At 66.8% G+C, this 22,059-nt stretch carries 20 protein-coding genes; 6 read left to right on the forward strand and 14 right to left on the reverse strand.

The window, feature by feature from the left end:
* Positions 1-132 precede the first annotated feature (132 nt).
* Genes NED98_RS03080 through NED98_RS03090 form a run of 3 tightly spaced genes read right to left on the reverse strand, consistent with a single transcriptional unit; the run spans position 133 to position 3,176 of the window.
* The gene (locus tag NED98_RS03080) at positions 133-1,560 is read right to left on the reverse strand and encodes an aldehyde dehydrogenase family protein (protein ID WP_265311904.1); all 1,428 of its coding nucleotides are present in this window, start codon (positions 1,558-1,560) and stop codon (positions 133-135) included.
* 26 nt (positions 1,561-1,586) lie between these two features.
* On the reverse strand, positions 1,587-2,408 hold the full coding sequence (locus NED98_RS03085) for a glutathione S-transferase (RefSeq protein ID WP_265311905.1): 822 nt from the start codon (positions 2,406-2,408) through the stop codon (positions 1,587-1,589).
* Between the two features lie 9 nt (positions 2,409-2,417).
* Positions 2,418-3,176 carry a glutathione S-transferase family protein gene (locus NED98_RS03090; protein WP_265311906.1) on the reverse strand — a complete coding sequence of 253 codons (759 nt, stop codon included), beginning with the start codon at positions 3,174-3,176 and terminating at the stop codon, positions 2,418-2,420.
* 158 nt (positions 3,177-3,334) lie between these two features.
* Between NED98_RS03090 and NED98_RS03095 the strand changes: the two genes are divergently transcribed.
* Both NED98_RS03095 and NED98_RS03100 read left to right on the forward strand, forming a co-directional pair.
* Complete coding sequence (locus NED98_RS03095; RefSeq protein ID WP_265311907.1) at positions 3,335-4,003, forward strand: glutathione S-transferase family protein; 669 nt, start codon at positions 3,335-3,337, stop codon at positions 4,001-4,003.
* Positions 4,000-4,854 carry a CmcJ/NvfI family oxidoreductase gene (locus tag NED98_RS03100; protein WP_265311908.1) on the forward strand — a complete coding sequence of 285 codons (855 nt, stop codon included), beginning with the start codon at positions 4,000-4,002 and terminating at the stop codon, positions 4,852-4,854. The genes NED98_RS03095 and NED98_RS03100 overlap by 4 nt, the downstream gene beginning before the upstream one ends.
* A 21-nt stretch (positions 4,855-4,875) precedes the next feature.
* Here NED98_RS03100 and NED98_RS03105 read toward each other — a convergent pair whose 3' ends face one another.
* Positions 4,876-5,700 carry a helix-turn-helix transcriptional regulator gene (locus NED98_RS03105; RefSeq protein ID WP_265267548.1) on the reverse strand — a complete coding sequence of 275 codons (825 nt, stop codon included), beginning with the start codon at positions 5,698-5,700 and terminating at the stop codon, positions 4,876-4,878.
* A 101-nt stretch (positions 5,701-5,801) separates the two neighbouring features.
* Here NED98_RS03105 and NED98_RS03110 point away from each other — a divergent pair, with 101 nt between their 5' ends.
* Together NED98_RS03110 and NED98_RS03115 are read left to right on the forward strand one after the other, a co-directional pair.
* The gene (locus NED98_RS03110; protein ID WP_265311909.1) at positions 5,802-6,677 is read left to right on the forward strand and encodes a beta-keto acid cleavage family enzyme; all 876 of its coding nucleotides are present in this window, start codon (positions 5,802-5,804) and stop codon (positions 6,675-6,677) included.
* Positions 6,678-6,698: 21 nt separating this feature from the next.
* Complete coding sequence (locus NED98_RS03115) at positions 6,699-7,637, forward strand: SDR family NAD(P)-dependent oxidoreductase (protein WP_265311910.1); 939 nt, start codon at positions 6,699-6,701, stop codon at positions 7,635-7,637.
* 67 nt (positions 7,638-7,704) lie between these two features.
* Here NED98_RS03115 and NED98_RS03120 read toward each other — a convergent pair whose 3' ends face one another.
* The 9 genes from NED98_RS03120 to NED98_RS03160 all read right to left on the reverse strand — a co-directional run bounded on the left by NED98_RS03120 (position 7,705) and on the right by NED98_RS03160 (position 19,310).
* Positions 7,705-8,385 carry an alpha/beta fold hydrolase gene (locus tag NED98_RS03120; protein ID WP_265311911.1) on the reverse strand — a complete coding sequence of 227 codons (681 nt, stop codon included), beginning with the start codon at positions 8,383-8,385 and terminating at the stop codon, positions 7,705-7,707.
* Position 8,386: 1 nt separating this feature from the next.
* Positions 8,387-9,790 (reverse strand): vanillate/3-O-methylgallate O-demethylase, encoded by a 1,404-nt coding sequence (gene ligM / locus NED98_RS03125; protein ID WP_265311912.1) that lies wholly within the window; start codon positions 9,788-9,790, stop codon positions 8,387-8,389.
* Between the two features lie 170 nt (positions 9,791-9,960).
* A complete protein-coding gene (locus tag NED98_RS03130) occupies positions 9,961-10,710 on the reverse strand; it encodes an SDR family NAD(P)-dependent oxidoreductase (protein ID WP_265311913.1) in 750 nt (249 codons plus the stop codon).
* Positions 10,711-10,737: 27 nt separating this feature from the next.
* Positions 10,738-11,610 (reverse strand): amidohydrolase family protein, encoded by an 873-nt coding sequence (locus tag NED98_RS03135; protein WP_284699340.1) that lies wholly within the window; start codon positions 11,608-11,610, stop codon positions 10,738-10,740.
* Between the two features lie 19 nt (positions 11,611-11,629).
* Positions 11,630-13,762 (reverse strand): PQQ-dependent dehydrogenase, methanol/ethanol family, encoded by a 2,133-nt coding sequence (locus NED98_RS03140; RefSeq protein ID WP_265311914.1) that lies wholly within the window; start codon positions 13,760-13,762, stop codon positions 11,630-11,632.
* 17 nt (positions 13,763-13,779) lie between these two features.
* On the reverse strand, positions 13,780-15,345 hold the full coding sequence (locus NED98_RS03145) for an AMP-binding protein (protein ID WP_265311915.1): 1,566 nt from the start codon (positions 15,343-15,345) through the stop codon (positions 13,780-13,782).
* A gap of 1 nt (position 15,346) precedes the next feature.
* Complete coding sequence (locus NED98_RS03150) at positions 15,347-16,096, reverse strand: glutathione S-transferase family protein (protein WP_265311916.1); 750 nt, start codon at positions 16,094-16,096, stop codon at positions 15,347-15,349.
* Positions 16,093-16,869, reverse strand: coding sequence for a glutathione S-transferase family protein (locus NED98_RS03155; protein ID WP_265311917.1), 777 nt, complete (start codon positions 16,867-16,869; stop codon positions 16,093-16,095). Before NED98_RS03155 ends, NED98_RS03150 begins: the two co-directional genes overlap by 4 nt.
* 68 nt (positions 16,870-16,937) lie before the next feature.
* Positions 16,938-19,310 (reverse strand): TonB-dependent receptor, encoded by a 2,373-nt coding sequence (locus tag NED98_RS03160; protein WP_265311918.1) that lies wholly within the window; start codon positions 19,308-19,310, stop codon positions 16,938-16,940.
* 212 nt (positions 19,311-19,522) lie between these two features.
* On the opposite strand from NED98_RS03160, the gene NED98_RS03165 reads away from it, so the two are divergent.
* Positions 19,523-20,335, forward strand: a complete 813-nt coding sequence (locus NED98_RS03165; protein ID WP_265311919.1) for a CmcJ/NvfI family oxidoreductase — start codon at positions 19,523-19,525, stop codon at positions 20,333-20,335.
* A gap of 2 nt (positions 20,336-20,337) precedes the next feature.
* On the opposite strand, the gene NED98_RS03170 is transcribed toward NED98_RS03165, so the two are convergent.
* Positions 20,338-21,264: an SDR family oxidoreductase gene (locus NED98_RS03170; RefSeq protein ID WP_265311920.1), complete on the reverse strand. Its 927-nt coding sequence runs from the start codon at positions 21,262-21,264 to the stop codon at positions 20,338-20,340.
* Positions 21,265-21,333: 69 nt separating this feature from the next.
* Here NED98_RS03170 and NED98_RS03175 point away from each other — a divergent pair, with 69 nt between their 5' ends.
* Positions 21,334-22,047: a nuclear transport factor 2 family protein gene (locus NED98_RS03175; RefSeq protein ID WP_179514199.1), complete on the forward strand. Its 714-nt coding sequence runs from the start codon at positions 21,334-21,336 to the stop codon at positions 22,045-22,047.
* Positions 22,048-22,059 lie beyond the last annotated feature (12 nt).

A 22,059-nucleotide genomic window follows, 5' to 3' on the forward strand; every position in this document is an offset into this window, starting at 1 on the left:
GCGAAGGCCGGGGTCCAGCATCGGGCCGGTCGTGACTGGCCCCCGGCCTGCGCCGGGGAGGATCCACATTCCGCACATGATCTCCGGTCGAACCGATACCCGTCCTCTTCAGGGGAGGGGTTCTCGCGCCGGCTACGCCGGCAGTTTCCCGATCACCGATTTCACCTCGAGGAATTCCTCCAGCCCGAATTTGCCGAATTCGCGCCCGTTGCCCGATTGCTTATACCCGCCGAACGGCATGTCGAAGGCGAGCCCGCCGGCGTTGACGAACACCGCGCCGGCGCGCAGCTTGCCGACGATCGTCTTCGCCTTCGCCGGATCGCCCGCGATATAGGCGCCGAGCCCGTAAGGCGTATCGTTGGCGATGCGGATCGCGTCGGCCTCGTCCTCATAGGGCATGATCACCAGCACCGGGCCGAAAATCTCCTCGCGCGCGACGGTCATCTCGGGGGTGACATTGGCGAAGACGGTGGGCTTCACATAATAGCCGATGTCGTGCCCGTCGGGCCGGCCGGGGCCGCCGGCCGCGACGGTCGCGCCCTCGTCGATGCCCTGCTGGATCAGGCGCTGGATGCGTTCCCATTGGCGCTGGTTGACCAACGGGCCGATATGGTCGCCCTCGGCCAGCGGATCGCCGACCGGCTTGGCGGCGAATATCTCGCCCACGATCCGCGCCGCCTCGTCATGCTGCGAGCGGTGGACCAGCATCCGCGTCGGCGCGACGCAGCTTTGCCCCGAGTTGAGCAGCACCCCGCCCGCGCCGCCGGGCAGCGCCTGATCGAGCGGCGCGCCTTCGAGGATGATATTGGGGGATTTGCCGCCCAGCTCCTGCGCGACGCGCTTCACCGTGTCGGCGGCGTTCTTGGCCACCGCGATTCCGGCGCGGGTCGAGCCGGTGAAGCTCACCATATCGATATCGGGATGCCGCGCCAGTGCGGTGCCGACACCCTCGCCGTCGCCCTGCACCAGGTTGAAGACGCCCGCCGGCACCCCCGCCGCGTCGATCACCTCGGCGAAGATCGCGGCGGAGCCGGGGGCTTCCTCGGAGGGCTTGAGGATCATCGTGCAGCCGGCGGCGAGCGCCGGGCCGACCTTGGCGACGATCTGGTTCATCGGCCAGTTCCACGGCGTGATCAGCGCCACCACCCCGATCGGCTCGCGCACCACCAGATTGTCGCCGATCGCCTCGGCGAAGTCATATTCCTCGAGCGCCTTGAGCGCATTGGCGAGATGCCCCAGCCCCGAGCCGGCCTGCGCCGTCCGCGCCACGCTGATCGGGCATCCCATCTCGATCGCGATCGCCTCGGCGATGTCGGGGATGCGCTTCTGATATTCCTCGATCACCCGCTGGAGCAGCGCGATGCGATCGGCCTTGCTCGTCTGGCTGAAGCTGTCGAAGGCGCGGCGCGCGGCGACGACCGCATCGTCGACATCGGCCGCGGTGCCGAGCACGATCTCGCTCGCAGGCTGCTCGGTCGCGGGGTTGATGACGATGTGGCGGCGCCCGCCCTTGCTGTCGGTCCAGCGGCCGTCGATATAAAGCTGCGGATAGCTCTTCATGTCATGGTCCTCGAAAAGAAAAGGGATCAGGCCGGGAGCAGGCCAAGCTCGGCGTCGGTGGCGGGCGGGCCCCATTTGTCGCGCGGCGGCATCGGGCGCGTGTCCCACGCCGGATCGAGCGTGAAGCTCGATAGCGCGCGGCCCTCGGGGATGCGGCCGTTGCCGCAACCCTGGGTGTAATCGTAATAGAGCGTCATCAACTCGCGGTGGCTGTGGTGCCGCTGCGCCGCGGGATGCGAAAGGCACGCCTCGCGCCAGCGCAGGACGCGCGTCAACTGTGCGGGGACCGCGTATTCCTCATAATATTCCAGGAACCACAGCCGCTTGAACATCGGCGTGAATGCCACCTCGGCCCAGCCGAAGCGATCGAACAGGAAATCGCGATCGGGGGCATAATGGCGGAGGAAATCGTCCAGCCGGGCATATTGCGCATCCACCTCGGCGCGATGCTCGGCGCGCTTCGCCGCATCGCGGTTGAGGATCATGCGATAGCCCGCGCCGGTGAATTGCCCGTCGGTCGCGCACAGCATCGCCTCGACGGCATGTTCGAAGGGATCGCGCCGCGCCACCGGGCGCTCGGGGAAGCGATCCTCGATATAGCGCATGATGACCATGCTTTCCTTCAGCGTCTCGCCATTCTCCAGCTCGAGCGCGGGCAGCGCGGTGGTGCCGCGCGTGCGGCGCAGCAGCCAGTCGGGGCGCGGGCGGGAGATGTCGATCTCGTGATCGGCCATCACGTCGCCCAGCCCCTTGAGATCGAGCAGCAGCTCGACCCGCTCGGAAAAGGGGCAGCCGGGGATGTGATACATGCGCAGCGCGCCGGTCGCGGGTTCGTCGTTCCAGGCCATCGTCGCTCCTCAGGCAGCAGGCGCGGGCGCCGGCCGGCGATCGGGCATTTCGGTCTGCGAGCGGGCGAACATCTCGCGCGCGGCAGGGCGCGCGTTGATCCGCTCGATCCACGCCACCAGATGCGGCGTCGCCTCGCGGTTGACGATATCGGCATAGCCGTGCTGCATCCCGTTGGCGACCGCGAAATTGCAGATATCGGCGAGCGTATATTGGTCGCCCGCCAGCCATTCGCTTTCCGACAGGCGCTTCTCCAGCCGGTCGATCGAGAAGCGGATCTTGCGCATCTCCTCGTCGAGCACCTCTTTGGGAAAACCGGCGCGCGCGTTGCGCCATTTCACCTGCTGCTCGACGACGGGGATGCGCTTCACCTTCTCCTCGAATTCCTCGTCGGACAAGGCGCGCGCCATCGGGCCGATCATCCGTTCCCAGCCGATCGTCGAGACGCACCAGCAGAAATATTCGTCGACCCATTTGGTCCACACGCGCATCTCGGCGATCGCCAGCGGGTCGGTCGGGCGCAGCCGCGGCGCATCGGGGAAGGCGTCTTCCAGATATTCGCAGATCACGGTCGATTCGGTGACGATATGGCCATCGTGATCGAGCGCCGGCACCTGCCCGCGCGGGTTGATCCGCTTGAACCAATCCTCGTGATGCTCGAACCGGCGCGGATCGATGAAGCGCGGCGTGAATGCCAGCCCCTTCTCGTAGAGCGCGAGCAGCGGCTTCAACGAATTGGCCGCCGGCCCGAAGCTGTAGAGCGTCAACATCGGCGCTTGTTCCTCTCCAATTATCGGCACCGGGGTGGCGGGCAGGCGCGCGTGCCGCAAGTCATGTGGCGATACTATCAGCCCCAATGACAGCATATCCGCTGCGCTTGCCCGGGCCCTGGGGGGATGCTTCATCGTGACGACTTGCGGAGAGAAACATGCTCGAACTGCTGACCTCGGAAACGCCGAACGGCTGGAAGGCCGCGATCATGCTGGAGGAGCTCGGCGTGCCTTATAAGGTGACGCCGATCTCGCTCACCGATCGCGTGCAGAAAGAGGATTGGTATGTCGCGCTCAATCCCAATGGGCGCATCCCGACCCTGGTCGATCACGATGCGGGCGGCTTCGCGGTGTTCGAATCCGGGGCGATCCTGATCTATCTGGCGGAAAAGTTCGGCCGCTTCCTGCCCGCCGACGCGCAAGGACGCAGCACCGTCATCCAATGGGTGATGTGGCAGATGGCGGGGCTCGGGCCGATGATGGGGCAGGCGACCGTCTTCAACCGCTATTTCGAGGAAAAGCTGCCGGCGGTGATCGATCGCTATGTGCGCGAGAGCCGGCGGTTGCTGGAGGTGATGGATGCGCGGCTCGCCACCCGCGACTATCTCGCGGGGGAATATTCGATCGCCGACATCGCCTGTTTCCCCTGGGTGCGCGGGGCGGACTGGGCACAGATACCGATCGACGGGCTCGATCATCTGCAACGCTGGCGCGATACGATCGCGGCGCGTCCCGCGGTCCAGCGCGGGCTCAACGTCCCCGAACCGCCCAAGCCCGAGGAGATGGAGGCGAAAACGGTGAAACAGGGCCGGAATATCCTGGCGTGATCACCGACCGGAGCCGCGCGGGCGACGCGATCGAGACCGTGATCGACTATCTGGTCCCGACGTCGCGCATCAACCGGCGGTTCTGGGCGCCGGGGCGGGAGGTGAATACCGGGGTCTATGCCCCCTATCCGGTCACGATCCGCAACGCGCGGCTCGCACCGGAACCGTTCACGCTCGACACCCATGGCTTCGCGATCGCGCGGCATCGCAGCGCGGTCCGCGATTTTCGCGATGCGGCGGCGGTGCGCGATTATCCCGACGAAGTGGCGGCGGTGGCGAAGGCGCTCACCGGCTGCGATCTGGTGCTGCCGATGGGCGGACAATTGCGCTCTCCGATCATCAGCGGCGCGAGCGTCCAGCCGCCCGCCGCCGAGGCGCATGTCGATTTCAACACCGCGACCGCGCACCGCGTGGCGCGCGCGCTCTATGACCGCGCCGTGCCCGGCGGCGCCGGCTACAGCCGCTTCATCTGCTTCAGCCTGTGGCGCACCTTCTCCCCGCCGCCGCAGGATTGGCCGCTCGCGCTATGCGATTGCCGCAGCGTCGGGGACGAGGATGCGGTCGCCAACGTCAAGGTCGATGTCGACGAGATACCCGAGGAGGACGCGCTCTACGCCCCGATCGAGGGCGAGGAGGCGATGAGCGCGGCGACGATCTTCCACCACAATCCCGCGCATCGCTGGTGGTATTTCCCCGACATGACTGCAGACGAGGTGATTTTCATCAAGTTCCACGACAGCGATCACGGCCGCGCGTGGCGCGCGCCGCACACCGCATTCCACGATAGTACGCGGCCCGATGCCGTGACCCGCGAAAGCTACGAATTCCGCGCGATCGCCTATTTCCGATGATCCTGCGATAGGGGGCGGGGCTCACCGCCGCACGCTCTCCGCGAGCCGCGCCAGCCGCGCCGCGCTGGCCGGATCGCGCGGGGCGAACAGGATCAGCCGCTGCCCCGGCGCGCCTTCCACCGCATAGGATGAATGCCAGAAGGTGATGTCCCCCACCTCGGGCATCATCGCGATGTTGACATGCTCGAAATAGGGCAGGATTTCGGACTCCTGCCAATATTCGCGGAACAGGGCGGAGCCTTCCATCATCTCGGCGATGATCTCGTCGAATATCTCCGGTTTGGAGGTGCGGCTGTAATCCCATTTGAACCGTGCGACGAGCCGACGCGCCATTTCGCGAAAATGATCGGCGTCGGTGCGGTAGCGCTCGTCGAGCAGCAGGATCTTGAACAGATTGCGCTCCGCGCGCGGCAACGGGCCGTAATCGCGGAAGGCGCGCGCGATCAGCTGGTTCCAGCCGATCACCGTCCAATCCTCGACGATCACCAGCGCCGGGATCGACAGGCTGTCCATCATATGCTGGGTCGCCGGGCGGATCTCCTCGTCGATCTGGGTTTCCAGCGGCGGCGGGCGATGCTGCGCCAGCGCGAACAGGAATTCGCGCTCGTTGGTGTCGAGCCGCAGCGTGCGGCCGAGCCGTTCGAGCATCGGCACCGATAGCTGGACGTCGCGGCCCTGCTCGAACCAGGTGTACCAGGTGACGCTCATCCCGGCGAGCGCGGCGACTTCCTCACGGCGCAGCCCCTTGGTCCGCCGTCGCTCGCCCGCCGGCAGCCCGACGTCGCCCGGCGACAGGCGCGACCGCGCCGCCTTCAGGAACCGCGATAATTCCTCCCTATGCGCCATGCTTATCCCGTTACTTCCAATGATGGCAGATGGAACCGTCTAGTCGCATCCGCCGGCTTCTGCGACTCCCCGCGAAACGGCGGTTCGACAGGAGAGCGTTTTTGGCCGAGAAGACCTTCATCACCTGTGCCGTCACCGGCAGCTCGCCGTTGCCCGATCATCCCAATTTCCCGTTCCGCCCCGATCATGTCGCGGCGGAGGCGCTGGCGGCGGCGGAGGCGGGGGCGTCGATCATCCACCTGCATGTGCGCGATCGCGAGACGGGCGCGCCGAGCCAGTCGCTCGACGATTATCGCGAGGTGGTCGGGCTGATCCGCGCCGGCAACGACGCAGTGATCCTCAACGTCACCACCGGCCCCGGCTGCACCTGGATGCAGAGCCCGGACGATCCGGCGGTGTGCGGGCCGGGGACGCTGATGTTCACCGCCGAGCGCCGGCTGGAGCATATCCTCGATCTCAAGCCCGATATGTGTACGCTCGATATCTGCACGATGAACCTGTGGGGCGGGGTGGCGATTAACCTCGATCCGATGATCACCCGCATGGGGCAGATGATCCAGGATGCCGGCGTGCTGCCCGAGATCGAATGTTTCGAGGCGGGCGATTTCGTCTTCGCCGACGATCTGATGGCGAAGCGCGCGCTGCCGGCGCATGCGCCTTATTCCTTCGTGCTCGGCACCAAATACGGCCTTCCTGCGACCACCGAGGCGATGGTCTATGCCCGCAACCAGATTCCGCGCGGCGCGCGCTGGACGGGGTTCGGGGTCAGCCGCCACTCCTTCCCGATGGCGGCGCAGGCGGTGCTTCTCGGCGGCAATGTCCGCGTCGGGTTCGAGGATACGATCTATCTGCGGCGCGGGCGGCTCGCCGAGGACAATGCCGCGCAGGTGCGCTGGGCGGTCGAACTGATCGAGCGGCTGGGCGGCGATGTCGCGAGCGTCGGGGAGACGCGGGCGATGCTCGGGCTGAAACACTGAGAAAAAACGGAGAGGAAGCGAATGACTGGAGAGGCTGAGGCAAAGCGCGCGCCGATGGCGGAGGTGCGCGGGCGGACGGCGTTCATCACCGGCGGCGCGAACGGCATCGGGCTGGGCATCGCCCGCGCGCTGGTGACCGCGGGCGCGAATGTGGTGATCGCCGACATTCGCGAAAGCGCGCTGGACGAGGCGCGCGCCTCGCTCGGCGCGGATGCGCAGGTGGAGACCGTCCAGCTCGATGTCACCGATCGCGAGGGTTATGCGCGCGCCGCGGACCGCGCCGAGGCGCGTTTCGGCGCTATCCACATGCTGATCGGCAATGCCGGCGTCGGCGTCATGGGGCCGATCACCGAGACCAAATATGACGATTGGGATTGGGCGATGGGGGTCAATTTCGGGGGCGTGGTCAACGGCCTCGTCACGATCCTGCCGCGCATCCGCGCGCATGGCGAGGGCGGGCAGATCGTCACCACCTCTTCGCAATCGGCGCTGATCCCGATCTCCTTCTCCGCGACCTATACCGCGGCCAAGGCCGCGGTGCTCGGCTTGTCGGAGGCGATCCGCGGGGAGCTGGCGCCGGACAATATCGGCGTCTCCGCCTTCCTGCCCGGTCCGGTGCAGAGCAATATCGCCGCCTCGGGCGAGCTGCGCCCGGATCGTTACCGGCACGACAGCGGCTATATCGCGCGCGAGCAGCAGCTCGGGAAGCGCGAGGTCTCGCCCTTGTGGATGAGCGCGGACGAAGTGGGGGAGCGCGTGCTCGCCGGCATCCGCCGCAACGATCTTTATATCCTCACCCATCCCGAATTCGCCCCCGGTATGCGCACCCGTTTCGACGCGATCCTCGCCTCGATGCCCGACGAACCGGTCAATGCAGCGCGCGCGGAAGCGATCGGCTTCCTGCTCGGCAATCCGGTGTTCGATGAGCAGCTGGCGCAGCATGGAGCGGAGCGGGGATAGCGCGTCGCGCGCAAACATGACCGGTTCGCCTTGAGCTTATCGAAGGACGAACCGGTCACCCGTCGGTTTACGACGGCTCGCCCGCGCCCAGCATGATCCGCAGCAATTGTGCGGGCTGATCGGCCATGACGTCGTGCCCCGCATCGGCGCGATGGACTTCCCAGCCAGGATCGGCGGCCACCATATCGTGGAAGCGCACGAAGGGCGTCGGGGACCAGCTTTCGGCGAACACATAGAGGCGCCGCTTCACCGCCGCCTCCGCGCCCGTGAAGCGCACCGGCTCGAGCAAGGTGAGCAGCGGGTGCCGCCCGAGCCGCGCATCGCGCTCCAGCCCCGGCAGCGGCGCGACGCATCCCGGCCGATCGCGCTGGCCGTCGATATACTGTTTATGCTCCCAGTCGCCGGTGATGTCCCACAGCGACTGGCCGTCTCCCGGCAGGAAGGCGTCGATATAGACCAAGGCATCGATCCGCGCGCCGAGCCGGGTGGCGACGCCGGTCGCCACCATCCCGCCATAGCTGTGCGCGGCGAGCACGAACCGGTCGAACCCCGCCGCCTCGACTTGCTCCACCACATCGCCGATGTGGCGGGACAAGTCGATCGCCGGCGTCAGCTCATCGGCGCGCGTACCGAGCCCGGTCAGCGCGGCGACGAGAACGCGATGGCCCGCGCCGCGCAGGTCGGCGGCCAGCCGGTCGTAACTCCAGCCGCCGCCCCACGCGCCGTGGACCAGGACGTAATCGGTCACCTCATGCCTCGGCGGCGGTGCGCCAGCCTTGGTGATAGGTCTCGCGCGCGACGCGCGAATAGGGCACCGGGCTGACGATCGCGCGCACCTCGATCTGCTTGTGCGGTTCGACCGTGGTCTTGCGCGTCCCACCATTCTCTTCGCCCCACACGACGCGAAGCTCGGTGCCGACCGGGATCGTCGGATCGATCGTCGCGAGGCTCAGGGCTTGCTTTTCGTTGTAGCTGTAGCCGGTAAACATCGACACGCCGACCGTCCGCCCGCTCGCATCGATCACGCGATCGTAGTTCGACGAGGCGTAATTGGCGAGCGGCACGTCGAAGAACTTATATTGCTCGCCATCGGGATCGAACAGCGAGGCCATGATCTTCGCCATGTCCTCGGGATGCCAGGCGAGCGTCACCTTGGTGCGCTGCGCCGCCGGATCGAGCTTTTCCAGCGCCTCGCGGCCGTGGAAATCATGGTCGAACTTGACGAACGGGCCATAGCCCAATTCCCACGGGTTGAGATAATAATCCTCGATATTGTCGGAGACGAAGCTGCCGCCGATCGACCCGGTCGCCTCATAGCTGTCGGCGCCGAGCCACTCGCGATAGCCCTTCAGCTTGTCGCCGGTGTAGATCGCCGGGAGCGGGGAGGGGATCCAGCCCGATTCCAGCGTGTTCGACGGATAGGCCCGGCTGCCGCACGGCACGATGCCGAATTCACGCCCTGCCTCGAGGATCGCGGCGCGGATCTCCTCCTGCTCGGCATAGGGACCCCAGATCTCGAGCCCCGGCGCGCCCGACATGCCGTGGCGCAGCGTGCGCACGGTGTGGCCGGCGATGTTCATCGTGCTCATGTTGAAGAATTTGAGCTTTTCGAGCGGGCCGCCGTTGAGCTTCTCGATGATCGCCCAGGCGTTCGGCCCCTGAATCTGGAAGCGCCACACCGAGCGGCTGACCGGCTTGCCCATCGGCCGCATCGGCGAGCGGTCGTCGAGCTCGACCGCGACGTCATAGCCGCCCGTCTCGGCATGATAGCGCAGCCAGTTCGAGGCTGGCGCGCGGCCGACGTAGCAGAATTCCTCCGGCTCCTGCCAGAAGATGATGCCGTCGCCGATGACATGGCCGTAAGGCGTCGTCGGCACATATTGCTTGGCCTTGTTGAGTTCCCACCCCTTGGGCGAGTTGATCATCGTATCGGTAAGCAATTTCAGCGCATCGCGGCCGCGCAGATACAGGTTCACCATATGGTGCGACTGATCGAACAGCACCGCCGAATGCTGCCACGCCCATTGTTCGGAGCGCCAGTTGTGAAACTCCGGGGCGACGACGGGATAGACATAGGCGCCGAGCTGCGAGTTGCGCAGCATGTCGACGGTATTGCCCGCCGCGTTGAGCACGTCTTCGAGATTCCTGGCCATCAAATCCTCTCCTGCGAGGCCCCCGCACGCTGGCCGGGGCCGGTTCCTACCCGGCGGACCATAATCGAATTAGTATGTAACGCAAACGATTCGCGCGCGGCTGATCGTGGCGGGCGCGGCCCGGCGCCCCGGTGCGAGACCGAGTGGCGCTGAAGTAAAGCAGCCGATCCCTAAAGCGTCAGCGTATCGAGAATGCCGCCGTCGACCGCCCAGCTCTGCCCGGTGACGTGGCTCGCCGCGTCGGAGAGGAGGAAGGCGGCGACCTCGGCCAATTCCGCCGCAGTGCCGGTGCGGCCTTGCGGGGTGCGCGCGCGCATCGCGTCGTGCGCATCAGGGCCGAGGTTCGCGAGCATCTCGGTTTCGATGAAGCCGGGGATGATGCAATTGACGCGCACCCCGTGCGGCGCGGCTTCCAGCGCGGCGGCGCGGGCGAGCCCGAGCAGCCCGTGCTTGGCCGCGACATAGCCCGGGTTGTGCGCCATGCCGCGCACGCTCGCGAGGCTGCCGGTGACGAGGATCGCGCCGCGCCGCCGCGCGATCATCCCCGGCAGCACGCGCTTCGTCGCGCGGAACGGGGCGAGCAGGTTGATGCGCAGCACCTCCTCGAAGGCCGCATCGTCATAATCGGCGAAGGGAGCGAAGGCGCCCCCGGTGCCGGCATTCGCGAACAACCCGTCGACCGGGCCGAGCGCGCGTTCCGCCGCATCGATCGCGGCAAGCAACGCCGCGGGGTCGCCGACATCGGCGGGCGCGGCGAAGCTCTCGCCTTCGATCGCCGCGCGCACCGCCGCGAGCGCGGCGGCGCGGCGCGCGATCAGCGATACGCGCGCACCGCGTTCCGCCAGCAGCAGCGCGGTCGCGCGCCCGATCCCCGAGGAGGCGCCGGTGACGAGGATGTGGCGGCCGGCGAGATCGTTCATCGCCGCTGCCAATCGAACGGCGCCATCTCAGCCGAGCCCCAGTACCCGCGCGGCATTATCCTTCATGATCAGCGGCAGCACCTCGTCGCGGAAGCCGGCCTCACGCGCGGCGTCGATCCATTTTTCCGGGCGGATCAGCGGCCAGTCCGATCCGAACATCATCTTATGTTTGAGCTGGGTGTTGGCATATTGGATCACCTGCTTGGGGAAATATTTCGGCGACCAGCCGGACAAGTCGATAAATACATTGTCCTTGTGCAGCGCCATCGACAGGCTTTCGTCGGTCCACGGCCAGCTCGGGTGCGCGAGAATGAATTTGATCGTCGGGAAATCGACCGCAACGTCGTCGATCAGCATCGGCTGGCCATATTTGAGCCGCAGCCCGCCGCCCGCCGGCATCCCGGTGCCCATCCCCGAATGCCCGGTGTGGAAGATCGCGGGCAGGCCATATTCGGCGATCACCTCATAGATCGGATAGGCGATGTGATCGGCGGGGTGCGCATTCTGCGCGATGCCGTGGAACTTGAAGCCCTTGACCCCATAATTCTCGATCAGGTCGCGCGCCTCGCGCGCGCCATATTTGCCTTTGTGCGGATCGATCGAGGCAAAGGGGATGACGATATCGTCGTGCTGCGCGGCGATTTCCGCGACTTCGTAATTGCTGATCCGCTTGGCCCCCATGCCGCATTCGGCATCGACCGTGAACAGGCAGAAGGCGATGTTCTTCTCGCGGTAATAAGCGATCGTCTCGGGGATCGTCGGGCGCTTGCGGTCGGCCTTGAAATAGGTCGAGGCCGCGTCGAAGAATTCGGCCATTACCGGGTCTTCCGGATCGTGGCACGAGACTTCGGCGTGGACGTGGACGTCGATCGCGGCGACCTTGGCGGGATCGATGGGCATTGGATATTCCTTCGTGGTTTCAGCGCGTCTTGGGCGCGGACGCGCGCTCCAGCGCCTTGTCCTCATTGGCACGCTTGATGACATATTGGCGGATCGTCTCGATCTCCGGGGCGGACATTACGCCGGCAAAGCTGACCATGCCATTGTCCTTCAGCAGCCCGTCGTGGACGATCTGCTGCCAGGTCGTCGCGTCGTTGAGCACCCCGCTGCGCCTGAGATCGGGCACCAGCGCGCCGCCGACCGCGGCATCGCCGTGGCATACGCCGCAGAAGCGGCCGAAGCGTTCGCCGCCCGCCGCGATCACATCGGGCGCGGCGGTCGAGGCGGGAGGATCGAGCGGCGCTTTCTCCAGCGCGGGCGGAGCGGGAAGCTGCGCCTTGCCGCCGACCTTGAACACCAACAGGCGGCTGATGTTGCGCACCGGCCCGCTCTTGTCGATCAGCACGCCCGGCGCGAGCGCCCAGACGCCGCCCCAGCCGGCGAGCACCGCGACATATTGCTGGCCATTGAGCTCATAGCTCATCGGCGGCGCAACGATCCCGGTCTGCGCCGGGAACGACCATAATTTCTTCCCGTCCGCCGCGGCATAGGCAGCGAATTCGCCGGCGGCATTGCCCTGGAAGACGAGTCCGCCGGCGGTGGCGAGCACCCCGCCGTTCCACGGCCCCTTGAACGAGACGCGCCAGCGCTCCTTCTGCGCCACGGGATCCCAGGCGATGAGCGCGCCGGTCGTCGCGGCGAGCGCGGCCTTGCGCGCGGCGGCATCGGCCGGCATCGCCGCCTTGCCCATATCGACCCCGACGTTGAACCCCAGCTTCGCCGGTTTCCACGCCGGATCGGGGATATAGGGGAAAGCGGCGAGATTGGCGGGGATGAAGACCAGCCCGGTCTTGGGATCGAACGCCATCGGCTGCCAGCTATGCGCGCCGGTCGCGCCGGGGGAGCCGATGAACGGCTTGCCCGTCTTGTAATAGCGCGCCGCGGGATTCTCGATCGGGCGCCCCGTCCGCATGTCGATGCCGCTGGCCCAGTTCACCGGGACGAAATTGCGCGCCGAGATCAGTTTCCCGTCGGTGCGGTCGAGCACGTAGAAGAAGCCGTTCTTGGGTGCCTGCATCAGCACCTTCCTGGGCTTTCCGTCGATCGTCACATCGGCCAGGATGATGTGCTGGGTGGCGGTGAAATCCCAGCTTTCGCCCGGCGTGGTCTGATAATGCCAGGCATATTCGCCGGTCTTGGCGTGGATCGCGACGATCGAGGACAGATAGAGATTGTCGCCTTTCCCCTCGGAGCGGTAGAGCTGGTTCCACGGGCTGCCGTTACCGACGCCGATGTAGAGCAGATCGAGCGCGGGATCATAGGCCATCGCGTCCCACACGGTGCCGCCGCCGCCCTGTTTCCACCATTGGCCGTGCCAGGTCGCGGCGGCCTTTTTCAGATATTCCGGCTCGCGCTCGGTGCCCGGCTGGGCGGGGACGGTGTAGAAACGCCACACCTGCTTGCCGGTCTGCGCATCATAAGCGGTGACATAACCGCGCGCGCCGAATTCCGCCCCGCCATTGCCGATCAGCACCATGCCGTTCACCACGCGCGGCGCGCCGGTGATCGTCTGGTTGCTCTTCGGATCGATCGTCATCATGGTCCATGCGGGTTTCCCGGTCTTGCGATCGAGCGCGATCAGGCGGCCGTCGAGCGTGCCGACGAAGAGGCGGTCGCCCCAGGCCGCGACGCCGCGGTTCACCGCGTCGCAGCACGCCTTGACCAGGGTTTCGCGCGGCACCTCCGGATCATAGGACCAGAGCGGCTTGCCGGTCGCCGCGTCATAGGCCTTCACCATGCTCCACGCGGTCGAGACATAGAGCGCGCCGTCGATCATCAGCGGGGTCGCTTCCTGCCCGCGCGCGGTATCCAGATCGGCGGACCAGGCGAGACCGAGCTGGCCGATGTTGCCCGGGTTGATCGCGCCGAGCGGGCTGAACCGCTGCTCGTCATAGGTGCGGCCGGTCGACAGCCATTCCCCCGGCGTCGCCGCGGCGATCCGCGCGCCGTCGACGCCGCCGGTTCCGGTCGCGCCGCCGCCGCCGTTCGCGCCGCAGCCGGCAAGCGCCAGCAGCGCAGCGCCCGCCAGAAATAATCCAGACGACCGGATCATGCCTCTTTCGCCTCCACTCAGTTCACCATTCGCGCGCCATCACGCCAATAGCCGGCGCGCAGCGCGTTCTTGTCCATCTTGCCGGCGGCGGTACGCGGTATCGCATCGACGAAGGAGACGCTCTTGGGGGCTTTCACCCCGCCGAGCCGGGCCTTGGCGTGGGCGATCACCGCCTGTTCGTCGGTCCCCTCGGCGACGACGATGGCGTGGACCTGCTCGCCCCATTTGTCGTGCGGGATGCCGATCACGGCGCATTCGCGGACCGCGGCGAGCTCGGTGATCGCCGCCTCCACCTCGGCGGTGAAGACGTTGAAGCCGCCGGTGACGACCATGTCCTTCTTGCGGTCGACGATATAATAATAGCCGTCCGCATCGCGATAGGCGACGTCGCCGGTATGGTGCCAGCCGAACTGGCGCGCCTCGGCAGTTGCGGCGGGCAGCTCGAAATATTCCTTCGAGACGAGCACCCCGCGCACGACAATCTCGCCGCGCTGCCCGTCGGGGAGCAGCCGGCCGTCGTCGTCCATGATCGCGACCTGCACCGAACGGGTCGGCCGGCCGCAGCTCGCCAGCCGCTCGGGATGATCGCCTGCCGCCGCGGCCGCGACCGTTTCGGGCGGTAGCCAGGTGGTGATCATCGGCGATTCGACCTGGCCATAGGCCTGGCACATGCACGGGCCGAACACCTCGACCGCACGGCGCAATTTCTCCGGCGAGACGGGGGAGCCGACGAGGATGAAGACGCGCAGCGATGAGACGTCGGGCAAGGCCTGTTCCGCCGCCTCGAGCAGCCCGTAGAGCGCGGTCGGCGGGAGGTACATATGCGTCACGCGATGCTCGGCGATCGCGCGCAGCACCGCCGGCGCGTCGAAGCCGGGCAGGATCACCTGCGTCGCGCCGAGCGCGAGCGTGCCCAGCGCGACCGGCCCGGCGGCGTGGGTGATCGGCGCGACCACCAGCGAGACCGGGGCGTGGGTGCGTCCGTCGACCGCCGCGCCGAGCGTCTCCAGCATCGTCCCCCAGCCGAGGTTGGTGACGACGACGCCCTTCGACGGCCCGGTCGTCCCGCCGGTGGGGAACAGCCCGACGACGTCGTGCGGCGCGCCGAACGGATCGGAGAAATCGGGCAGGTCGGCGTCGGGCGCACCCGCGACCAGATCGTCGAGCGAGGCGTCGCCGTCCATCGCGCGATCGAGGCAGATGCACTGCGTGAGGCTCGGCACGCGCGCGCGCAGCAGCGCGACGTCCGCCGCCATGCTTGAGTGGTAGAACAGCCAGCCGCAGCGGACATAGTTGAGATAGGCGGCATTGGCATCGATCGCGTTGCGCGTGTTGACCGGCACCCATTGGCCGTTGGCGCGCCAGATCGCGAGCAGCGCGATCATGATCGCCGCGCTGTTCGGACCATAGAGCGCGGCGGGCTGCTGGCTGGAGAAACCCGCGGCATGCATCGCCACCGCGATCCGCTCGGTCCGCGCCTTGACCTCGGCGAAGGTGAAGCGTTCGCCGGTCGCTGCGTCGATCAGCGCCGCGCGGCCGGGCGCGCGGTCATGCCCGCGGTCGAAATAGTCGATCGAGCGCATGTCAGCCCCAGCGGTTGATTTCAGGGCCCGGCGCCCACATTGTTTCCGGCGCGGCGACCGTGGCGAGCGCGAGCGCCCGCGCGACCGCGGGCCGTGCTCTTACCCGGGCAAGCCACGCCTCGGTCAGCGGCTTGCCGGCAAAGGCATCCGGCACCAGCGCGGGCATCCCGGCGAGCCAGGCGTAGCTTTCGAGATCGGCGATGCTGAAATCGCCCATCAGCCAGTCCCGCCCATCGGCGAGCTGCGCTTCGATCTTCTCCACCGCGAGCGTGATCTTGGTGCGGCTGTCGGCAAGCTTCGCCGGATCGAACCGCCCCGCCGTCGCGTCGCGCCAGCGTTCGGCGAGATCGGCGCTGGCGATCCCCGCGGGCACCGTTTGCGGCGGGCCGGCGGCAAGGCCGAGATAGGCAGCGGCGGGCGCCACGCGCTCGATCACATAGCGGCACCACGCCATCATCTGCCACCGCGCATAGGGATCGGCCGGGCGCAATGCCGGGCCGGTGCCGGTATCGTCGAGATAGCAGGCGAGGAACACGCTGTCGGCCATCGCCACGCCGTCCGCCACCAGCACGGGGCCTTCGCCCTCGATCGATTGCGCGACCTCGAAGGCGTGCGGCACGCGATCGCCGTGGCGCTCCCCGGCGGCGAGATCGACGCGCGCCAGCGTCACATCCGCCTCTTTCTCGAAGGCGGCGGCGAGAACGGTGAGCGACGGGCCGTTGGGCTCGCCATGATAGAGAATCGCGCTCATGCCGGTTCGCTCTCCAGGATGGTGACGCGCCGCGCCATGTCGGTGCGGCCCAATGCCCAGCACGCCTTGGTCGCCGGGCGGGCGTAGATCGCGCGCAGCCAGCGCATGATGTTGGGGGTCAGCGTGTCGTTCGACAGCGCGGGCTGCGACAGCGGCAGCGCATAAGCGAGGTTGAAGCCGTTGATGTCGGCGAGGCTGTAGTGATCGGAGGCGAGCCATTCGCGCTGCCCTAGCGCCTCCTCCAGATAGCCGATGCCCAGCGCGACGCGGCGCTGCGATTCGGCCATTTCCTCGGGCGGAAACGCACCCGAGATCGCCTTGCGCCACGCGACGCGCCGCTCGGGCATCGGGATGCGCTCGATCGCTTGCTCGAGCTCCGCCGGATCGCGGCTCCTGACCGACGGGCCGACGAACACGCTCCACCCGATCATCGAGAAGCTGGGCGCGAGCCACTGGTCCATGAACTTCATCCACCAGCGCACGCGCCACGCATCTTTCGCGTCGGCCGGCATCAGCCGCGGACCGGGAAACGCCTCGTCGACATATTCCATGATCGCGGTGGATTCGGTCAGTACGAGATCGCCGTGGGTCATCGCCGGGATCGTGCCCGCGGGGTTGATCGCCAGATAGTCGGGGCGGTGCTGGTCGAAATTGAGCAGATCGAGATAATGACTGTCGAAAGCGACGCCCTTCTCGAACAGGGCGAGCATCGGCTTGCCCGAATTCGCATTGGGTTCCCAATGGTATAATGTGACGCCGCTGGTTGCGCTCATTGCATGATCCCGAAAAGCTGCGGTGGCCGGTTCCGGCGGGGCGCGTGGTACGCCCCGCGCGGGCCGGATCAGAACGTCTTCTTCACCGTCAGCATCCATTCGCGCGGCCGGCCGATCTGCTGATAGGCGGTGCCGGAGAAGGAGTAGACCGAGGCGAACATCGAATTATAGTAATATTTGTCGAACAGATTGGTGACCGAGGCCGAGAACTCCAGGTCTTCCTTGCTATTGCGCCACGTCAGCCGCGCATTGACCAGCGAATAGGCCGGCAGATAATAAGCAAAGCCGAGCGCGCGGCCGGTGAACTGCCGGTCGTTATACGTATAATCGACGCGCGGAGTGATGCTGCCGGCATTGCCGCCGAGTTGCGCCTTATACTGGATCCCGGCGCTCGCCTGCCACGCGGGGGAGAACGTCGCCGGATCGCCGATGCGATAGTCGCTGCCCAGCGCCGCGGATACCGTGGTCAATCGCGAGTGGATGTAGCTCATCGACCCGTCGATGTTCAGCCCCGGGGTGGGGGTGGCGCTGATCTCCAGCTCGACGCCCTTGTTGCGCGCATTGCCGGCATTGGCGACCACGCCGCAAGGGCCGCCGCCATAGGCGGTGCAGTCGCGCAGCGGGAGCTGGATGTCCTTATATTCGTCGATATAGGCGGAAAGATTGAGGCGCAGCCGGCGATCGAACAGGTCGGTCTTGATGCCGATCTCGTAATTGGTCAGCGTCTCGGGCTTGAACGTGCCCTGCAGCGCCTGTTGCGCGGTGAACGGCCGCGCGCTGGTGCCGCCGCCCTTGAAGCCGGTGGAGATCGTTCCGTAGAGCAGCACCGCCGGGGAGAAGCGATAGTCGACCGAGGCGCGATAATCCACGCGGTCGCCGTCGAACTTCGCGGTCAGCCCGTTGAGCGCGCCGAGCCCGAATGCGGCGGCAAGACCGCTCAGCGGCGAGCCATCCGGGTTGACGCGGACGAACGTATAATCCTTGTGTTCCTTCGTGTAGCGGATGCCGCCGGTCAGCGTCAGCCCCTCGATACCGGGGTGGATGATCGCGGTGGCGAAGGCGGCCTTGCTGTTCGCGTTGACCGGATCATTGCCCATGAAGGTAAGATACGCGCCCGGCACGATATAGCCGATGTTCTGCAGCGTGAAATAGGTCGTCTTCTGCGACGAATAATAGCCGCCGATCGTCCATTCCACCGCGCGATCGAGGAAGGCGCCGTTGAGCCGGACTTCCTGGCTGAAGAAATGGTGGCGCAGCCGGTTGAAGCCGCCGGCTTCCTTGCGCGTATTGGGGTCGCCCGGGGTCGATTCGACGCCCGGCGAGAAATCGTCGTCGGTGCCGAAGGTCGCGGTATAGGCGCGATAGGCGGTGATCGAGTTGAGCGACAGATCGTCGGCGAGCTTGAACACCGCGTTCAGCGATCCGCCACCGCCCTTGAACTGATTGGTGTGCTGGAAATTATAGCCCTTGGTGCTGAAGTCCGCGAAAGTGCAGTAACGCCCGCAGAGATAATTGGGATTGGTCGAATAAGTGGTGACTTCGGGCGCGTTGGTCTGGTTCTGGTAGGTATAGTCGCCCGACAAGGTGATATCCACCGCGTCGCTGGGGTTCCAGCGCAACTGGCCGCGCAGGCCTTTATAATCGGTCTCGCCCAGCTTATCGACGGTGCAGGTCCCGGCGGCGCGGGTGGCCGCGATATTCTCCGGATTGCCCGGCCGGGCGCAGCCGTAGTCGACCAGATCGACGAAGCCGTCCTGCCGCTTGAAGACGCCCGCGACGCGGCCGAACAAGGTGTCGGTGATCTTGAAATCGGCGCTGCCGCGCAGGTTGATCGCGTTGCGCGCGCCATAGCCGGCCTCGACATAGCCGCCCTCATTGGCGTCGGGCCGCTTGGAATAGAGCTTGATCGCGCCACCTTCGGAATTGCGACCGGCGAGCGTGCCCTGCGGCCCGCGCAGGATTTCGACGCGGTCGAGATCGAGCAGGTCGAACACCCCGCCGGTCAGCGTCGCATAATAAACGTCGTCGATGTAGAGCCCGACGCCGGGCTCGTACGCCGGGTTGAAGTCGAACTGCCCGACGCCGCGGATCGAGGCGCCGATCGACGGGCCGAATGCGCCGCCGGCGGGGACGACGACCACGCTGGGGGCCTGTTTCGCGACCTGGGTGATGTTGTTCTGGCTGCGCGCGTCCAGCATCATGCTGTCCACGGCGGTGATCGCCAGCGGCACGTCCTGCAGGCGCTGGTTGCGGAATTGCGCGGTGACGACGATGTCCTGCTGGCCGGTCGCCGGGGCTTCCGCCGCGGCGGGAGCCGCCGGCGCGGTGCCGGCGTCCTGCGCGAAGGCGGGCGCCGCGATCGCCAGCGTGGACAGAAGGGCGGCGGTCGAGGCCGAGGCGCGCAGCCCCGCCGTCAGACGCTTGTGGGTGAGATGGTGCATCGCAGTTCCTCTCCTGATGCGGGGCGGACCCAAGCTCCACGGCCGGCCCTTCCCCCGAAGACGCGTGACGTTGCGTGCTTCGTTTGTGAGTTAGGCATACAGTTTCGTAGGTGACAAGGAGTAGGCGAACTACCACCATAACCGCTGACAGCCTGTGCGGCCGCGCTTGCGTGCTGCGCCTTCGCCCCGCACAATAGTAAGCAAAACAAACAATGGATTTGGGAGACGCGGCGATGCGGGCGGCGATCAATTATGTGGCGCGCGGGCAGGGGCGGATGCGCTATTTCGCCAACGATTCCCGGCGCGACACCGTTGTGCTGGCGCCGGAGGTGATGGCGATTACCGATTCGCGCGGGTTGGCGACAGGGCTGGACCGCGAGGGCTTCGCGCTCGTGAAGCATTGCAGCGCGGTAGCGGATTTCGCTGATAGTGAGGCGGTGGCGCGCGTCTATCCCGCGGAGATCGAGCGGTTGATCGCCGAGCTCGCCGGCGCCGACGCAGTGGTGGTGACGGGCGCGGGGGTGCTGCGTTTTGCGGAGCGTTCGGCGCAGTCCGGCGCGCTGGACAATTCGCGACCCGCACGGTTCGCGCATGTCGACGTGTCGGATGTCGCCGCCGCGCAATTCGCCGATCGCGCGCGCCCGGCGGATCGCGCCGCGCCGCGCCGGACCGCGCATTACAATGTCTGGCGTGCGATCTCCCCCGCGCCGCAGGACGTGCCGCTCGCTTTATGCGACGCGCGGACGGTGGCGGCGGGCGATCTGTTGCCGGCGGACGCGATATTCGATCGCGACGGCGCCGACGTCTGGTCGTTCGAGGGGCTGCTCGCGGCGCATTTGCCGGCGCATCGCTGGCATTGGTTCTCCGATCTCACCCGCGACGAGGCGATCGTGTTCAAGACCAACGACAGCGACGCCGGCCATGCGCATTGCGTGCCGCATGTCGCGTTCGACAACCCCGACTGCCCCGCCGAAGCGCCGCCGCGCGCGTCGATCGAGATGCGCGCGATCGCCTATTGGTTTTAGGGTCAGGTGAGATTCTCCAGCCCGATCGTCTTGCCGGCGAGCGCGGCGCGCGCGGCCTCGCGGCGGAGACGCTCGATCGCCAGCCGCGCCTCGGGTGCCGGCTCGTCGGGCAGCGCGGCGATGCTGGTTTCGTAGATCTCGCGAAAATCCTCCGCGAATTCCGGATGGGTCAGGATCAGCGCGTCGCCGCGTGACATTCCTGCCAAGACCTTCTCACCGACCTCGAGCGGATCCATCCCCGCCTCGAACGCGGTGCCGAATTGTTCGAGCGTCGCGCGATCGGCCGGGGCAAAGCCGCTGTCGCCGAAAACATCGGGCCGCTTGAGCGCGCTGCCCCAGGCGTCGGTACGGGTCAGCGCCGGGCAGACCAGCGCGCAATTGATGCCGTAAGGCGCGAGATTGTAGCGCAGGCTCTCGGTCAGCCCGCGCACCGCGAATTTGCTCGCGGTGTAGATTCCCGCCTGCGGGCCGGAGAGATAGGCGGCCATCGACGCGACGTTGACGACATGCCCGCCGGCGCCGGTGCGCTTCACCAGCGGCAGCAGCGCGACCAGCCCGTTGGCCACCCCGCCGAAATTGACCCCCATGATCCAGTCGTAATCGGCGTGGCTCGCTTCGTCGGTCGGCCCGAACACGCTGACCCCGGCGTTGTTGACCAGCACGTCGAGCCGCCCGAACGCGGCGTCGATCTCCTGCGCCACCGCGGCGAAGCGCGCGCGGTCGGTCACGTCGAGCGGCACGAATAATGGAGCTTCGCGCCCGCGCTCGGCGAACCAGCGCGCCGCCGCCGCGCGCCGTTCCTCGTCGCGATAGCTCAGCACCAGCCGCATCCCGGCGTCCGAAAAGGCGCGCGCGATGCCGAAGCCGATTCCCGATACCCCGCCCGTCACGAACGCCACCTTGCCGCGCCAGTCCTGCGTTTCGCCCATGCCGATTTCCTCTCGCCAATCCACGATTATTCGTTAGTCTTGCATACAAATACCGCGAGGGAGAGGATCATGCCAGAGACGGATATCGCCGCGCTCGCGCAGCGGCTCGATGCGCTGGAGCATCGCATCGGCGAACTGGAGGACATCAACGCGATTCGCCGGCTGCACTGGGCCTATGGCTATTATATCGATTTCAACCTGCCCGATCAGGTGGCGGAGCTGTTCACCGATGATGGCGTGGTGGTGTTCCTGTCGGGCGAATATGTCGGCCATGCCGGTATCCGGCGGCTGTACGGCGACTGGATTCAGCAGCGTTTCACCGGCGGCCGGCCGGGGCCGGTCGACGGGCTGCTGCTCGATCATTTTCAGATGCAGGACGTGATTACCGTCGCACCCGACCGGCGCACCGCCAAGGGCCGGTTCCGCGGGATGCTGTTCGGCGGCTGGCACGATGATTTCCAGGACACACGCGAGGAAGGCATGCCGCAGCAGTTCATGGAAGCGGGCATTTACGAGAATGACTATGTGCGCGAGGATGGCGTGTGGAAGATCAGCCGCCTCGATTATATGATGCAATGGCAGGCGGATTATGAGGCGGGCTGGGCGCACACCACCGCGCATCTCCAACCCGCCGCGCGCACCTTTCCGGAAGACCCGATCGGCCCGGACCGGCTGCTCCCGGCGAGCCACCACCGGCGGACCTGGCCGTATCGCCAGGACGTGCCGATGCATTTCGCGCATCCGCGCTTCGGCAAGATTCTCGCATCGGACGTGCGACGCTAGCCAGCGCCTGTA

The sequence above is a fragment of the Sphingomonas lycopersici genome, from assembly GCF_026130605.1.
Taxonomy (GTDB): Bacteria; Pseudomonadota; Alphaproteobacteria; order Sphingomonadales; family Sphingomonadaceae; genus Sphingomonas; species Sphingomonas lycopersici.